Source organism: Pseudomonas sp. AC239, from assembly GCF_979258545.1.
In genome coordinates, this window is record NZ_OZ409864.1 from 1,457,686 (window position 1) to 1,472,118 (window position 14,433).

General features: G+C 59.2%; 14 protein-coding genes and 1 pseudogene. 6 read left to right on the forward strand and 9 right to left on the reverse strand.

Translation table 11 applies throughout. The features are described from left to right. Positions 1–22 precede the first annotated feature (22 nt). Positions 23–2,197 (forward strand): YccS family putative transporter, encoded by a 2,175-nt coding sequence (gene yccS, locus ACZ0AZ_RS06745; RefSeq protein WP_463537117.1) that lies wholly within the window; start codon positions 23–25, stop codon positions 2,195–2,197. A gap of 72 nt (positions 2,198–2,269) precedes the next feature. On the opposite strand, the gene ACZ0AZ_RS06750 is transcribed toward yccS, so the two are convergent. Then, the gene (locus ACZ0AZ_RS06750; protein WP_463537118.1) at positions 2,270–3,007 is read right to left on the reverse strand and encodes a substrate-binding periplasmic protein; all 738 of its coding nucleotides are present in this window, start codon (positions 3,005–3,007) and stop codon (positions 2,270–2,272) included. A gap of 255 nt (positions 3,008–3,262) precedes the next feature. Between ACZ0AZ_RS06750 and ACZ0AZ_RS06755 the strand changes: the two genes are divergently transcribed. Beyond that, positions 3,263–3,715: a GNAT family N-acetyltransferase gene (locus ACZ0AZ_RS06755; protein WP_039757613.1), complete on the forward strand. Its 453-nt coding sequence runs from the start codon at positions 3,263–3,265 to the stop codon at positions 3,713–3,715. 96 nt (positions 3,716–3,811) lie between these two features. Here ACZ0AZ_RS06755 and ACZ0AZ_RS06760 read toward each other — a convergent pair whose 3' ends face one another. The 3 genes from ACZ0AZ_RS06760 to ACZ0AZ_RS06770 are packed head-to-tail and all read right to left on the reverse strand — an operon-like array spanning position 3,812 to position 6,788. Next, positions 3,812–4,108, reverse strand: a complete 297-nt coding sequence (locus tag ACZ0AZ_RS06760; protein ID WP_463538765.1) for a winged helix-turn-helix domain-containing protein — start codon at positions 4,106–4,108, stop codon at positions 3,812–3,814. A 17-nt stretch (positions 4,109–4,125) separates the two neighbouring features. Beyond that, on the reverse strand, positions 4,126–4,620 hold the full coding sequence (locus tag ACZ0AZ_RS06765; RefSeq protein ID WP_039757611.1) for a M48 metallopeptidase family protein: 495 nt from the start codon (positions 4,618–4,620) through the stop codon (positions 4,126–4,128). Between the two features lie 44 nt (positions 4,621–4,664). After that, positions 4,665–6,788, reverse strand: a complete 2,124-nt coding sequence (locus ACZ0AZ_RS06770) for a putative bifunctional diguanylate cyclase/phosphodiesterase (protein ID WP_463537119.1) — start codon at positions 6,786–6,788, stop codon at positions 4,665–4,667. Positions 6,789–7,100: 312 nt separating this feature from the next. Here ACZ0AZ_RS06770 and ACZ0AZ_RS06775 point away from each other — a divergent pair, with 312 nt between their 5' ends. The 4 genes and pseudogenes from ACZ0AZ_RS06775 to ACZ0AZ_RS06790 all read left to right on the forward strand — a co-directional run bounded on the left by ACZ0AZ_RS06775 (position 7,101) and on the right by ACZ0AZ_RS06790 (position 10,123). Then, on the forward strand, positions 7,101–7,769 hold the full coding sequence (locus ACZ0AZ_RS06775; protein ID WP_039757609.1) for a polysaccharide lyase family 7 protein: 669 nt from the start codon (positions 7,101–7,103) through the stop codon (positions 7,767–7,769). Positions 7,770–8,225: 456 nt separating this feature from the next. After that, positions 8,226–8,572, forward strand: a pseudogene (locus ACZ0AZ_RS06780) (DUF6124 family protein); the annotation flags it as partial. A gap of 103 nt (positions 8,573–8,675) precedes the next feature. Next, positions 8,676–8,927, forward strand: coding sequence for a helix-turn-helix domain-containing protein (locus ACZ0AZ_RS06785; protein WP_463537120.1), 252 nt, complete (start codon positions 8,676–8,678; stop codon positions 8,925–8,927). Further along, entirely contained in the window at positions 8,924–10,123 is a 1,200-nt protein-coding gene (locus ACZ0AZ_RS06790; RefSeq protein WP_463537121.1) for a type II toxin-antitoxin system HipA family toxin, read from the forward strand. The genes ACZ0AZ_RS06785 and ACZ0AZ_RS06790 overlap by 4 nt, the downstream gene beginning before the upstream one ends. Positions 10,124–10,202: 79 nt before the next feature. On the opposite strand, the gene fba is transcribed toward ACZ0AZ_RS06790, so the two are convergent. From fba to epd, 5 genes are all read right to left on the reverse strand, one after another. Next, a complete protein-coding gene (gene fba / locus ACZ0AZ_RS06795) occupies positions 10,203–11,267 on the reverse strand; it encodes a class II fructose-bisphosphate aldolase (RefSeq protein WP_008081027.1) in 1,065 nt (354 codons plus the stop codon). A gap of 263 nt (positions 11,268–11,530) precedes the next feature. After that, entirely contained in the window at positions 11,531–11,863 is a 333-nt protein-coding gene (locus ACZ0AZ_RS06800) for an MliC family protein (RefSeq protein WP_129997792.1), read from the reverse strand. A gap of 57 nt (positions 11,864–11,920) precedes the next feature. Further along, positions 11,921–12,142, reverse strand: coding sequence for a hypothetical protein (locus ACZ0AZ_RS06805; protein WP_016772786.1), 222 nt, complete (start codon positions 12,140–12,142; stop codon positions 11,921–11,923). Between the two features lie 34 nt (positions 12,143–12,176). Then, a complete protein-coding gene (locus tag ACZ0AZ_RS06810; protein WP_463537122.1) occupies positions 12,177–13,340 on the reverse strand; it encodes a phosphoglycerate kinase in 1,164 nt (387 codons plus the stop codon). Positions 13,341–13,352: 12 nt separating this feature from the next. Beyond that, positions 13,353–14,405: an erythrose-4-phosphate dehydrogenase gene (gene epd / locus ACZ0AZ_RS06815; protein WP_463537123.1), complete on the reverse strand. Its 1,053-nt coding sequence runs from the start codon at positions 14,403–14,405 to the stop codon at positions 13,353–13,355. Between the last annotated feature and the right edge of the window lie 28 nt (positions 14,406–14,433).

The following is a 14,433-nucleotide window of genomic DNA, read 5'->3' on the forward strand; positions in this document are numbered from 1 at the left end:
CCTCGGAAGGCCTTCGCACTTCATGTCCTCGACCTCGTTTCGTCAGTCTTTGCGGCGCCTGTGGGCGCTGGATAAATTCAGCTACAGCGTGCGGGTATTCATCGCCCTGACCGGCAGCATGGCGCTGTGCTGGTATCAGGATGAAATGGGCCTGCTGATCCCGTTGTTCCTCGGCATCATCGCCAGCGCCCTGGCCGAGACCGACGACAGTTGGCAGGGTCGTCTCAACGCTTTGGCGGTGACGCTGGTGTGTTTCAGCATCGCCGCGCTGTCGGTGGAATTGCTCTTTCCCTACCCGATCATTTTTGCCGTGGCCCTGGCGCTGGCCAGTTTCGGCCTGACCATGCTCGGCGCGCTGGGCGAGCGTTACGGTGCGATCGCCTCGGCGACCCTGATTCTCTCGGTGTACACGATGATCGGCGTCGACCAGCGCGGCGGCGCGGTTACCGATTTCTGGCATGAACCGATGCTGCTGGTCGCCGGTGCAGCGTGGTATGGCCTGCTCTCGGTGCTGTGGCAGGCGCTGTTTTCCAATCAACCGGTGCAGCAGAGTCTGGCGCGGCTGTTCCGTGAACTGGGCCTGTATCTGAAGCTGAAATCCTCGCTGTTCGAGCCGATCCGGCAGATGGACGTCGAAGCCCGCCGCCTCGAACTGGCGCAACAGAACGGCCGGGTGGTCGCCGCACTCAACACCGCCAAGGAAATCATCCTGCACCGGGTCGGCAATGGTCGACCGGGCTCGAAAGTCAGCCGTTATCTGAAGCTGTATTTTCTTGCGCAGGACATCCACGAACGCGCCAGCTCTTCGCACTACCCTTACAACGCGCTGGCCGAGGCATTCTTCCACAGCGACGTGCTGTTTCGCTGCCAGCGCCTGCTGCGCCAGCAAGGCAAGGCCTGCCGGGCCTTGGCCGAGTCAATCCAGATGCGCCAGCCGTTCATCTACGACGCCAGTTTCGCCGAAGCTTTGAGCGACCTGCATGCCTCCCTCGAACACTTGCGCATCCAGAGCAACCCGGCATGGCGCGGCCTGCTGCGCTCGTTGCGCGCACTGGCGGCGAACCTCGGCACCCTCGACCGCCTGCTCAGCGATGCGAGCAACCCCGATGCTCTGGCGGACGCCACCGACAGCAGCCTGCTCGACCGCTCACCGCGCAATCTCAAGGACGTGTGGATTCGCCTGCGCACGCAACTGACGCCGACCTCGCTGCTGTTCCGCCATGCCCTGCGCTTGCCGCTGGCACTGAGCATCGGCTACGGCATGGTGCACCTGATCCACCCGTCCCAAGGCTACTGGATCATCCTCACCACGCTGTTCGTCTGCCAGCCGAACTACGGCGCCACCCGGCGCAAACTTGGCCAGCGGATCATCGGCACGGCCATTGGTCTGACGGTGGCCTGGGCGCTGTTCGATCTGTTCCCCAACCCGGTGGTGCAATCGTGCTTCGCCATCGCTGCCGGCGTGGTGTTCTTTACCAACCGCACCACCCGCTACACCCTGGCGACGGCGGCGATCACCATCATGGTGCTGTTCTGCTTCAATCAGGTCGGCGATGGCTACGGGCTGTTCCTGCCACGGTTGTTCGATACCTTGCTCGGCAGTTTGATTGCGGGTCTGGCGGTGTTCCTGTTCCTGCCGGACTGGCAGGGCCGGCGCCTGAACAAAGTGCTGGCCAACACTCTGACCTGTAACAGCATCTACCTGCGCCAGATCATGCAGCAATACGCCGCCGGCAAGAGCGACGACCTCGCCTATCGCCTGGCGCGCCGCAACGCGCACAACGCCGACGCGGCGCTGTCGACAACACTGGCGAACATGCTCATGGAGCCGGGGCATTTCCGTAAGGAGGCGGATGTCGGTTTTCGTTTCCTGGTGCTGTCGCACACGTTGCTCAGCTACCTTTCCGGCCTCGGCGCGCACCGCGAAACGCAACTGCCGGCGGATGTGCGCGAGCATTTGATCGAAGGCGCCGGGGTGAGACTGGCCACCAGCATCGACGAAATCGCCCAAGGCCTGGCGAGCAAGCAGCCGATTGCGATTCAAAGTGATAAAGAAGAAGCGCTGGCCAATGATCTGGAACAGATGCCAGATGAAATCGATGAGGGCCAGCGACTGGTGCAGACGCAGCTGGCGCTGATTTGCCGGCAGTTGGGGCCACTTCGGACGTTGGCGGCGCATCTGATCAAAGAGGTCTAGCTGCAAGCTGCAAGCCAGACGCCGCCCCGGCTTCTAACTTGAAGCTTGCAGCTTGAAACTTGTAGCTCCCAACTACATTCCATGCCGCCTCAGCAACTTCTCATAAGTGCCGTCAGCCTTCATCGCGGCAATCGCCCGATCAAACCCCGCGACAATCTGCTCATGCTGTGGGTTCTGCAGGCTGACCAGTATGTGCAGGCTGTTCTCACTCAACGGCTTGGCTAGAAACTCCACCGAATTGCGCACCTTGGCCGATTCCCGAGCCAGGTAATACTTCGCTACGTACTCATCCTCCAGCGTCAGCTTGACCCGATCCGCCGAGAGCATGCGTACGCCCATGGCGAAGTTGTGCACAGGGACCTTCTGCATCGCGGTGTCAGCATCGAACGGCGCGGAATAGGCATACCCGCGCACCACCGCAATCGGATAGGTGTGCAGTTGCTCAAGGCTGTTGTATTCAATGGGTGCGTCTTTACGCTTGAGGAAGCGGATGCGGTTGATCAGGTACTCAGCGGAAAACTGGCCGATCTGCGTGCGCTCGTCGTTGTACCAGGCGTTGACCAGCACGTCGTAACGCCCTTCGCCAATCCCCAGCAATGCTCGCGCCCACGGCACTTGCTCGTAGCCGCTGGCATAACCGGCGCGAGCCAGTGCGGTGCTTACGATGTCGGTGGCCAGGCCACCATTGACCAGCGCATCGTCGGTAAACGGCGGCCAGTTATCGAACGCCAGCCGCAGCTTCTGCGCCGCAGCATCCTGGCCCAGCACCAGCAGTCCGATCAACGCAACGGCTTGAAGCAATCGCAGCATGCTTGAACATCCTCAGCGGGCAACCGCCCGACGTGGTTTCACGTCAAAATCCAAGGCCCCTTACCGGCAAAACCCAAGCATTGAACATTAGCTCATGGGAGCCAGTGGACAATGCTCTTCAGCAGATTACACAAAGTCGCAGCCAGCGTGAGAAAGGAATAGTGGCATTTTGACCTTTATCACAGACTGTTGCGCCATACAGACATACGGCGCTGCTGCGCTTAGTATCGGGCGACATCGTCAAGGAATCGAAAAATGACAATCGAGTGGATCTGCAAACATCATCGTGATCTGGGCAAAGAGCAGTTGTACGCCTTGTTGAAGCTGCGCTCTGATGTATTCGTGGTCGAACAGAAATGCGCCTATCCGGATCTCGACGGCCAGGATCTGGACGGCGATACCCATCACCTGATGGGCTGGGAGGATGATCAACTGATGGCTTACCTGCGCCTGCTGGATCCGGAATCCCAGGGCGGCGACGTGGTGATTGGCCGCGTGGTGACCGCGCCCGCCGGCCGTGGCAAAGGGTTGGGCCACGCGATGATGGAACAGGCGCTGAAGCAGGCCGAAAAGCACTGGCCGCAGGTACCGATCTATCTGTCGGCGCAGGCACACTTGCAGAGGTATTACGGCCAGTACGGGTTTGTCGCAGTCGGTGAGGAATATCTCGAGGATGACATTCCACATATCGGGATGCGTCGGTCCTGAAGGCCCTTTCGCGAGCAGGCTCGCTCCCACAGGGAATGCGCATCCATTGTGGGAGCGAGCCTGCTCGCGAAGGCGTCAGAACCGTCGGCGCAGGAATCAGGGGTAGTCAAGCACTGCCTTTATCTGCCGCAAATTGCGCTCGATCCAGCCGCAATCAATCGCTCCCCACTCACGAATCCGATAGCGCCCGGCATGATTGCGCGCGCCCTCCTCCTGTTCGAACTCACAGATGATGTCCAGATCAGCCAGCGCGGCGATGGTGTCCTGCGCCGTGCGTCGAGGCATGCCGGTGACTTCGGTCAGCGCCGGCACGCTTGGCGCCAAGCCACTGTCGATCAGATAGGCCACGTACAAACGGCGGTAGAAACTGCTTTTGGTCTTGCTGACGTCCATCACACCTTCCTGATTGGTCAAGCCTGCATATCCCGCCACGTCAGGTACACACGCAGATCGAACTCGATCTGGTGATACCCCGGCAGCATGTGCTCGCACAGTTTATAGAACGCCTTGTTGTGGTCCGATTCCTTGAAGTGCGCCAGCTCGTGCACCACGATCATCTTCAGAAAATCCGGCGCGGCGTCCTTGAACAGCGCGGCGATGCGGATTTCCTTGTTGGCCTTGAGCTTGCCGCCCTGCACTCGTGACACCGTGGTGTGCAGACCGAGGGCGCGGTGGGTCAGGTCGAGGCGGTTGTCGAACAGCACTTTGTCGATGGCCGGCGCGTTGCGCATGTACTGCTGTTTGAGATCCAGCGCGTAGCTATACAGTGCCTTGTCGCTCTGTACGTCATGCCGTCCCGAATAGCGCTGATCGAGGTAATCACCCAGCCGCCCTTCGGCGATCAGCTGGCGCACCTGATCCTGCAAACGCTCGGGATAGGCCTGGAGGTATTTCAACACAGTCATGGACGAGCGACGCGGTTCGAAAAAGGTCCGCCAGTGTAGCGAATTCAACCGGGCAACGCGCTCCAGTCAAACGGTTCGACGAAGCTGACCGCGTCTTCGGCGATCAACGGCCGCGCGACGAGGAAGCCCTGCACGTATTCGCAACCATGGGTTTGCAGCCACTGATATTGCTCGAGGGTTTCCACCCCTTCGGCGATCACCAGCAGACCGTATTGCTTGCACAGGTCGATGACCATGCGCACCAGCGCCGCATCGCGTGGCGAGTCCGGCAGGCGCGCGATCAAGTGGCGATCGAGCTTCAGCGTGTCCAGTTCCAGATCGCGCAGATGCGCCAGCGAGCACGGCCCTGAACCGAAATCGTCCAGCGCCACGCGCACCCCGAGATGACGCAGCAGCCGCAGTTGCTTGCGGGTTTCGTCCGGGTTTTGCATCAACGCTTCTTCGGTGACTTCGACTTCCAGTTGCCGAGGCAGCAGCGCATGGCGCTCCATGACCTGACGCAATTCAGTGACCAGATTCGGCAGGCCGAACTGGGTGTTGCTCAGGCTCACGCCGAGCACCAGATCATCAGCGAAGAGCGCTTCCCAGGCTTTACGCTGACCGGCGCCACGGTGATAAATCCAGCTGCCGAGGCGACTGATCAACCGCGCCTCTTCCAGCAACGGCAGAAACAACCCCGGCGGCACATCGCCGACGCTCGGGTGCTGCCAGCGCAGCAACGCTTCGAACCCACGGATCTGCCCGCTGCCAATCGCTACCTGCGGCTGATAGACCAGGTTGAAATCGCGGTTTTCGATGGCCTCGCGCACGCTGTCTTCAAGCATCAGACGCGAGCGTGCGCGGCCGTTCATCTCATGATCATAGAAGCGATATTGCTGACGCCCGGCACGCTTGGCTTCGTACATGGCAATGTCCGAGGCGCGCAGCAAACCGTCGAGATTGCGCCCGCAGTCTGGATAAGTAGCAATGCCGATACTGGCGCCAAGGACGATATCCAGGCCTTCGATCTGCTGACAGACCGATACCCGTTCGATGAGCTTCTCGGCAATCTTCGCCGCTTGCTCGGGGAATTCCAGATCCAGCAGCGCGGTGAATTCATCGCCGCCCATTCGCGCGAGAATATCGAACGGCCTCAGGCACGCCTTCAGTTGTTCGGAGACCCAGCGCAACACGCGGTCGCCGGCATCATGGCCGAGGGAATCGTTGACCCGTTTGAAACCGTCGAGATCGAGGTAGAGCAGCACCCAACTGCTGTCGCTGCGTTCGCCGCGCAACAGCAGATTTTCCACGGTCTGGTAGAACCCGCGTCGGTTGAGCAACCCGGTCAGCGGATCGGTCACCGCCTGGAACTCCAGTTGCTGGTGCAAGTGACGCACCACCGACATGTCCAGCACCGTCACCACCATTGCATGCTGCTCCGAGGGCAGCGGCGCGCAAGACAAGGCCACCGGCACTTGCTGCCCCGGCGCCGTGCGCAGCAACGCATCATGCAGGCGTAGGGTTTCCCCGCGCTGGTAGCCGGCGTAGAACTCGGAATCGGCCCATAGCGGAATGTGCGGCTTCTGCAGGAAATCGAGAAACTCCTTGCCCTCGAGTTCCTTCACCGGCGCATTGAGCAGCCGTGAAATTGCCGGGTTGGCAAAACGGATCACGCCGTCCTCGCTCAGCACCAGAATGCCTTCGGCGGCGTTATCCAGCACTGAAGCATTGAAGGCCCGCGCCACTTCCAAGTCATGGCTGAGGCGTTGCAGGGCACGGCGATTGCGTTGGTGCTCGAGCAACGCCTGGACCTTGGGCTTGAGAATCTGCGGATCGAACGGCTTGAACAGGTAATCCACCGCGCCACTGGCATAGCCCTTGATCACGGCGTCCTGGGATTGCTCGTTGGCGGTCAGGAAAATGATCGGCGTCAGCCGCGTGCGCTGGCTGCCGCGCATCAGCCGCGCAACCTCGAAACCGTCCATGCCGGGCATCTGCACATCGAGCAGGACCAGATCGATGTCGTATTCGAGCAAAAGGTTCAGCGCCTCGAAACCGGAGGCGGCGGTCATCACGTGCCAATCCTGACGCTGCAGCAACGCGCGCATGCTGATCAGGTTTTCGGGGTAATCATCGACGATCAAAAGGACCGAGCTGCCTTCACCTGGCTGGGGTTGCGCGCATTCCATGCTGCTTCTCTTATCAAGCCGTTGCCGGCAAAAACCATAGACGTACTGAGCCTTCACTCTAGTCGCGGTTCCCATAAAGCAGAAGCTGTCATGGCGCCATCATTCGACCATTGTTCCGTCGAGCCGACTAACGGTCACGCCTACAGCCCCCGAAAACCGGGAAGGATGGCATTTCGACAGGATGTTGACGCCAATCAACCGCCGGACGGGCATTAACAAAAATAGCCGCTACGCTTATAAAGGCGCCCCGAAAAGGCGCGGGCTAGAGCTTCTGGCACCCGCGTTCAGGATGAATCGAGTGGAAGAACCGACATGATCGATCTCGCAACCTGGAACCTCAGCGTTCCCGTTGGCAGCCCGCCATACACCGTCGAAACCGAAAAACTGGTGAAAGGCTTCAAGGATCAATACTTCCATTCCGATACCGGGACCTTGTTTTTCTGGTCACCGGTCACCGGTTCAAAAACCGAAAACGCCGTCTACCCGCGCACCGAACTGCGCGAAACCTACAGCAACGGCACCCTGCGCAACTGGTATTACCCGGACGCCGATAACCTGCTGCGCGCCACCCTCGCGGTAAACAAAGTGCCCAGCTCGGGCAAGATCGTCATCGGCCAGATCCATGCGTATGAAAGCCAGAAGCCGATGCTCAAACTTGAGTACCAGTACAAGGAAAAAACCGAGACCGGCAACCTGGTGATCAAAGTGCGCATGCGCCCCGATGATGACGAAAGCCGCGTCATCACCCTCGCCACTGGCGTGAAGCTCGATCGCGAATTCAACTACCTCATCCATCTGAGTCCTGGTGGCGCGTTGGGCGTCAGTGCGGCGGGATATCAGTGGGATTCGCAGATCAGCGCGACCTGGCGCAACAAGCCGCTGTACTTCAAGGCCGGGGTATATGTGCAGGACAACACCGGCTACACCAGTGAAGGTGGGCAGGTGACGTTTACCAAACTGGATATTGACCACGACAAGTAACGCAAATCCTACTGTAGGAGCTGCCGGAGGCTGCGATCTTTTGATCTTGTTTTTGATTCTAAAAAGACAGAATCAAAAGATCGCAGCCTCCGGCAGCTCCTACCTTTAAACAGCGCTGTTTAGAGCTGTCAGCGGTTACTTCCGGATGCCTACAACAGCTTGCGTCGTTGCCTACCACTACGCCAGAATTCGCCGGCTTGTGCGCCTGGCGGGCCATCGGTAACTTGATTCGTGTCTCTGATTCCCAGTGATCGGGTTTAGTAGCCCGTGGTTTCAAGCGTGATGCACAAGCATCTGTCAGTCGGGGATTTCGATTCCTGCGCTTGATGGCAGCTGTGCGCAGGGCACCTTCGGGTGCGCCGGCTTGCTCGAAACCCCGGTCTACTAACCTGCGTACAGTTGCCTCCACTTTGATTAGTAGCCAGAGCGGAGGCACTCCAATCAGGTTTCGAGCAAATGACTAAATCAACGCCACACCCGCCGGTCACCGACCCGGCCTCGCCATACGAATCCCTCGACTCAAAAAACTCAACGACGCCGCCGAACGCGCCCTCGACCACTACCTCAACCCCGCCGCCCTTATCATGGCGAGCACCAACGAACCCGAGCCCATGTACCTCGCAAACCCGAAATACAACACCGAATCCCTGCTGGCCAACGCCAGCGAAACCTTGGGCTCAGCCAGCGAAATGCTCAACAACTTCGCCGCCATGCTCGACATCTCCCACCGCAAGTCCGCGCAGGTCGTCATGCTCGGTGAACTGGCGGTAAATCAGGCACTGGATCACGTTGGGCTGAAGAAGCAGTCGTCCACAAAAAAGCCCGTCAGTGTGGGCTTTTTTAGCCAAAATAGATTAAATGTTCCGTTTACGCTACATTGACATCAAAATGTGATGGCAGCGCAACATGGATTACTCTCTTTTAATTACCCGTCTCGGCATTCAATTACGCGAAAAACGTATGAATCGTGGCCTGACGCAGGCTCAGCTTGCTGGTCTGGCGGGACTCACGCGATACAAAATCATCGCGGTGGAGAAAGGTACCCTTTCTGTCGGCATGATCGCTTACGCGCGCGTTCTGGCTGCTTTGGACTGCGAACTCTCGGTGGTTCCAGCAACGATGCCAACCCTTGAAGAGATCGGAGATTTATTCGAATGAAAATGGCCTCTCTTCAAGTCAGTACCCCTGAAGGTAATAGCGGCAGGCTTTTCAGCGATGCCGAGGATTTCACTTTTCGTTATCACGAAGATGCATCGCTACAAATGGCGATCAGCCTCCTGATGCCTGTACGGCATAACGAGTTTCGTCGGCGGGAGTTGCACCCTGTTTTTCAAATGAACCTGCCAGAAGGCTATGTACTGGAGCAGTTGCGCAACCGCTTGGCCAAGACTGTGAACGTCGACCCAATGCTGCTACTGGCGCTTTCCGGCAGTACATCGCCCATTGGCAGGGTTCACGTACGCTCTGAAACCGTTGATGCATTGTTGCAGGCGCAAGAATTTCCGGGAGAAAAACTTGAAGAGATTCTCACGTGGGACGGTACGGAAGATATCTTCGCCAACATGCTTGATCGCTACATCCTGCGGGCAGGCATTTCAGGTGTTCAACCCAAGTTGCTGGTGCCGGAGCGACAAGAAATAGAGTTGCCGAGAGTGACATCCAAAACCTCGGATCTGATCATCAAGAGTGGAAGAGACGAATTCCCGGGCCTGGCGATCAACGAATTCCTTTGCATGTCCATGGCGAAAGACGCGGGGATTCCCGTTCCACCGTTTTACCTTTCCGATAATGCCAAGCTGTTTGTCATGCGTCGATTTGATCGCGACGACCAGCTCAATCCCATTGGGTTTGAAGACATGGCGGTGCTGATGGGGCTCTCGGCTAACGAGAAGTACAGCAAGAGTTATGCGGCAATCGCCAAGGCTGTTCGAGTGTTTTGCCCAGCGAAACACTTGCGTACGTCGCTTGATCAACTCTTCGATAGCGTCGCTCTGAGCTGCATTGTTGGGAATGGCGACGCTCATTTGAAAAACTTCGGATTGCTCTATTCCGAACCGACGCGACGCGACGCGCATCTGGCTCCGGCTTACGACATCGTCAACACCACGGCCTATATTCCAGAAGATGTTCTGGCATTGGATCTGGCGGGCAACAAGTCAATGTTCGCCTCACGACAAGGACTCCTGGAGTTCGCTCACACCTGTGAAATCGACCAACCCAAAGAGCGCATTCAGCATCTGCTTGCCTCGGTTGATACGGTGCTCGATCGCTATCCTCAGTATCGCGAACAGGCGCCCCAAGTGTTCAACGCCATTAAGCACGCGGCAGCGCCATTTTCTCTGACTTTTGGATAGCATCGTTACCACGAGAAATCCCGCCCACAAAAAACCCGCCTCTCGGCGGGTTTCTTTTTAATCAGCTCAACACTCAGGCTCAGTTGACCTTAGCGTTCAACTCACCCTTCAGATAACGCTGATACATCGCTTCCAGCGAGATCGGTTTGATCTTCGAAGCATTGCCGGCAGTACCGAACGCTTCGTAACGAGCGATACACACGTCACGCATTGCGGTCACGGTGGCGCCGAAGAATTTACGTGGGTCGAATTCGCTCGGGTTGGTGGCCATCAGGCGACGCATGGCGCCGGTGGAGGCCAGGCGCAGGTCGGTGTCGATGTTGACCTTGCGCACACCGTGCTTGATGCCTTCGACGATTTCTTCAACCGGCACGCCGTAGGTTTCTTTGATGTCGCCGCCGTACTGGTTGATGATCGCCAGCCACTCTTGCGGAACCGAGGACGAACCGTGCATCACCAGGTGGGTGTTCGGGATGCGTTTGTGGATTTCCTTGATGCGGTCGATCGCCAGCACGTCGCCGGTTGGTGGCTTGGTGAACTTGTAGGCGCCGTGGCTGGTGCCGATGGCAATGGCCAGGGCATCGACCTGGGTGCGTTTGACGAAGTCAGCGGCTTCTTCCGGGTCGGTCAGCATCTGGCTGTGATCCAGAACGCCTTCGGCGCCGATGCCGTCTTCTTCACCGGCCATGCCGGTTTCCAGCGAACCCAGGCAGCCCAGCTCGCCTTCTACCGAAACGCCGCAGGCGTGGGCCATGGCCACGGTTTGTTGGGTAACGCGGACGTTGTAGTCGTAGTCGGTCGGGGTCTTGCCGTCTTCGCCCAGCGAGCCGTCCATCATCACCGAGCTGAAGCCCAGTTGAATCGAACGCTGGCAGACGTCAGGGCTGGTGCCGTGGTCCTGGTGCATGCACACCGGGATGTGCGGGAATTCTTCGATCGCCGCCAGGATCAAGTGACGCAGGAATGGCGCGCCGGCGTATTTGCGGGCGCCGGCCGAAGCCTGGACGATCACCGGGGAGTCAGTCTTGTCAGCGGCTTCCATGATGGCGCGCATCTGCTCAAGGTTGTTGACGTTGAAGGCTGGAACGCCGTAGCCGAACTCGGCTGCGTGGTCCAGCATCTGGCGCATGCTGATAAGTGCCATTGTGTGTGTCTCTCCCGGTTGAGGGTCGTTGATCGTGCCAGCCTGCCGGAGCGGCGGCGGCTATTCAAGTTAATGCAGATCGGGGGTTTGGGCCCGGGCTGCGAATTCGGTGATACAAAATCTCAAGAACTACAGACAACCACTGTGGGAGCGGGCTTGCTCGCGAATGCGGTTAAACATTCAACATCTATGCGAGCTGATCCACCGCCTTCGCGAGCAAGCCCGCTCCCACATTTGGATCGCTGTGAATCAAATCAATCGTTTTACTCGGTCTTGCAACCACGGCCAATCAGGTCATTGGTGGCGACCCAATACACCAGGCCTTCGTCACCCTTGACGTGAAACGCCAGCATGCCATCGCTGTACAGCGTGCCCGAGGCGCCCGGCTCTTCTTTCAGGCGATAGACCTGATCAGCGCCGCCCAGTCGCACATCGACTTCCTTCTGGCCGGCATCGGCGTAACGCCACAACACCTTGGCCTGACTGTCGCAGGTCCAGGTCGTCCAGTTGTCTGCCGGGGCCGACGACTGAAACAGGTTCAACTGCGCGCAACCGCCCAACAATGCCAACGCCGCAACGGCGATCAAGCCTTTCATCCGTGTTCCTCGACTGACGACGCATGCCGCCAGCCCTGAGTTAAAGAGTCAGACCCGTCAAGGACAACCATGTTCCTTGACCGGGGTTTGCGTCTCGTATTTGTCCAGGCCGTCCGGGCCCGAGCGCTTGTTCAGCACCGGGTTGGTTTCGGCCTGCCAGTCGGCCTGATAACAGCCCTTCTGCGGCTCGCTCGGTGCCGGCGTCGCGTCGGCCTTCGGGGTGCTCCCGCAGGCCGCCAGCGTACCGGTCAGCAACAACAGCGCTAACGACTTGACCATGTGAACACTCCTTTGCCTGGCCAAACGGGCGGCCTCAGGCCTTGGCCCGGCTTTCCAGGACTTCAACGGCAGGCAGCACCTTGCCCTCGACGAATTCGAGGAACGCGCCACCACCGGTGGAAATGTAGGAGATCTGCTCAGCCACGCCATATTTATCGATCGCCGCCAGGGTGTCGCCACCGCCCGCGATGGAGAATGCCGAGCTTTCGGCGATGGCCTGGGCCAGCACTTTGGTGCCGTTGCCGAACTGATCGAACTCGAACACGCCGACCGGGCCGTTCCACAGAATGGTTTTCGACGACTTCAGCAGTTCGGCGAAATTGGCGGCGGTTTGCGGGCCGATGTCGAGAATCATGTCGTCAGCCGCAACATCAGCGACCAGCTTCACAGTCGCTTCAGCGCTTTCGGCAAATTCCTTGGCGACCACGACGTCAACCGGCAACGGCACGCTGACTTTCGCCGCGATTTCACGGGCGGTGTCGAGCAGATCCGGTTCGTACAGCGACTTGCCAACCGGGTGACCAGCGGCCGCGAGGAAGGTGTTGGCGATGCCGCCGCCGACGATCAGTTGATCGCAGATCTGGCTCAGGCTGTTGAGTACGTCGAGTTTGGTCGAGACCTTGGAGCCGGCAACAATGGCCGCCATTGGCTTGGCCGGTGCGCCCAAGGCTTTGCCCAGTGCGTCCAGTTCAGCGGCCAGCAACGGGCCGGCAGCGGCGACTTTGGCGAACTTGGCGACACCATGGGTCGAACCTTCGGCGCGGTGAGCAGTACCGAAAGCATCCATCACGAACACGTCGCACAGGGCCGCATATTGCTGCGCCAGGTCGTCGGCGTTCTTTTTCTCGCCCTTGTTGAAGCGCACGTTTTCGAACAGCACGATGTCGCCAGCCTTGACTTCAACACCACCGAGGTAATCAGCCACCAGCGGCACTTCGCGCCCGAGCGCTTTGCTCAGGTAGTCGGCGACAGGTTTCAGGCTGTTTTCGGCGGAGAACTCGCCTTCGTTAGGACGGCCCAGGTGCGAGCAGACCATCACCGCCGCGCCTTTTTCCAGGGCCAGCTTGATGGTCGGCAGCGAAGCCAGGATGCGCGCGTCGCTGGTGACAACACCGTCCTTGACGGGGACGTTGAGGTCTTCGCGGATCAATACGCGCTTACCTTGCAGATCGAGGTCGGACATCTTCAACACGGTCATGGGTCGCACTTCCTACGGTTTTTTTGAAGTTGCTGTTTGCAGATAGTGGTCTGCAACGTCCAGCATTCGGTTGGCAAAACCCCATTCGTTGTCGAACCAGGCCAGGATGTTCACCAGTTTGGGGCCGGAAACACGGGTCTGACTGGCATCGACGATGGCCGAATGTGGGTCATGGTTGAAATCACAGCTGGCGTGCGGCAACTCGGTGTAGGCCAGCAGGCCTTTGAGCGGGCCGCTGGTGGCGGCTTCGCGCAGGATCCGGTTGACCTCATTGGCATCAGTCGCCGTGGCGGTCTGCATCGTGATGTCGAGGCAGGACACGTTGACTGTCGGCACGCGCACGGCTTTGGCCTGAATTCGTCCGGCAAGTTCCGGCAGCAGGCGCTCGATGCCCCGCGCCAGACCAGTGGACACCGGGATCACCGACTGGAACGCCGAACGCGTGCGGCGCAGGTCTTCGTGGTGATAGGCATCGATCACCGGCTGATCGTTCATCGCCGAGTGAATCGTGGTGATCGACACATAATCCAGGCCAATCGCCTGATCGAGCAGACGCAGCAACGGCACGCCGCAGTTGGTGGTGCACGAGGCGTTGGATACCAGCAGTTCGTCGCCGGTCAGGCAGTTCTGATTGACGCCGTACACGATGGTGGCGTCGACATCCGCTTCGCTGGCCATCGGCTGCGAGAACAGCACGCGCGGCGCGCCGGCGTCGAGAAAGCGCTGGCCATCGGCACGAGTGTGGTAAGCGCCGGAGCACTCGAGCACCAGATCGACGCCCAGCGACGCCCAATCGATGCCTTCGGGGGTGGCACTGCGCAAGACCTTCACGCAGTCGCCATTGATATGCAGACAATCGCCTTCAACCCGCACTTCGCCGGGGAATCGCCCGTGGGTGGAGTCGAAGCGTGTCAGGTATTCGATGCTGGCCATGTCGGCCAGATCGTTGATCGCGACAATTTCAAACCCGGCCTGCGCGCCGCGCTCGAACAACGCCCGCAAGACGCAACGACCAATGCGGCCGTAGCCGTTGAGTGCAACTTTGTAGGGACGCGGTTGAGGCATGGGGATCTCGATTACCGTGGTGAATCAG

Excerpts from the sequence above, each read along its gene's own strand:
- yccS (WP_463537117.1), top strand. The coding sequence starts at position 23 with ATGTCCTCGACCTCGTTTCGTCAGTCTTTGCGGCGCCTGTGGGCGCTG.
- ACZ0AZ_RS06750 (WP_463537118.1), bottom strand. The coding sequence starts at position 3,007 with ATGCTGCGATTGCTTCAAGCCGTTGCGTTGATCGGACTGCTGGTGCTG.
- ACZ0AZ_RS06755 (WP_039757613.1), top strand. The coding sequence starts at position 3,263 with ATGACAATCGAGTGGATCTGCAAACATCATCGTGATCTGGGCAAAGAG.
- ACZ0AZ_RS06760 (WP_463538765.1), bottom strand. The coding sequence starts at position 4,108 with ATGGACGTCAGCAAGACCAAAAGCAGTTTCTACCGCCGTTTGTACGTG.
- ACZ0AZ_RS06765 (WP_039757611.1), bottom strand. The coding sequence starts at position 4,620 with ATGACTGTGTTGAAATACCTCCAGGCCTATCCCGAGCGTTTGCAGGAT.
- ACZ0AZ_RS06770 (WP_463537119.1), bottom strand. The coding sequence starts at position 6,788 with ATGGAATGCGCGCAACCCCAGCCAGGTGAAGGCAGCTCGGTCCTTTTG.
- ACZ0AZ_RS06775 (WP_039757609.1), top strand. The coding sequence starts at position 7,101 with ATGATCGATCTCGCAACCTGGAACCTCAGCGTTCCCGTTGGCAGCCCG.
- ACZ0AZ_RS06785 (WP_463537120.1), top strand. The coding sequence starts at position 8,676 with ATGGATTACTCTCTTTTAATTACCCGTCTCGGCATTCAATTACGCGAA.
- ACZ0AZ_RS06790 (WP_463537121.1), top strand. The coding sequence starts at position 8,924 with ATGAAAATGGCCTCTCTTCAAGTCAGTACCCCTGAAGGTAATAGCGGC.
- fba (WP_008081027.1), bottom strand. The coding sequence starts at position 11,267 with ATGGCACTTATCAGCATGCGCCAGATGCTGGACCACGCAGCCGAGTTC.
- ACZ0AZ_RS06800 (WP_129997792.1), bottom strand. The coding sequence starts at position 11,863 with ATGAAAGGCTTGATCGCCGTTGCGGCGTTGGCATTGTTGGGCGGTTGC.
- ACZ0AZ_RS06805 (WP_016772786.1), bottom strand. The coding sequence starts at position 12,142 with ATGGTCAAGTCGTTAGCGCTGTTGTTGCTGACCGGTACGCTGGCGGCC.
- ACZ0AZ_RS06810 (WP_463537122.1), bottom strand. The coding sequence starts at position 13,340 with ATGACCGTGTTGAAGATGTCCGACCTCGATCTGCAAGGTAAGCGCGTA.
- epd (WP_463537123.1), bottom strand. The coding sequence starts at position 14,405 with ATGCCTCAACCGCGTCCCTACAAAGTTGCACTCAACGGCTACGGCCGC.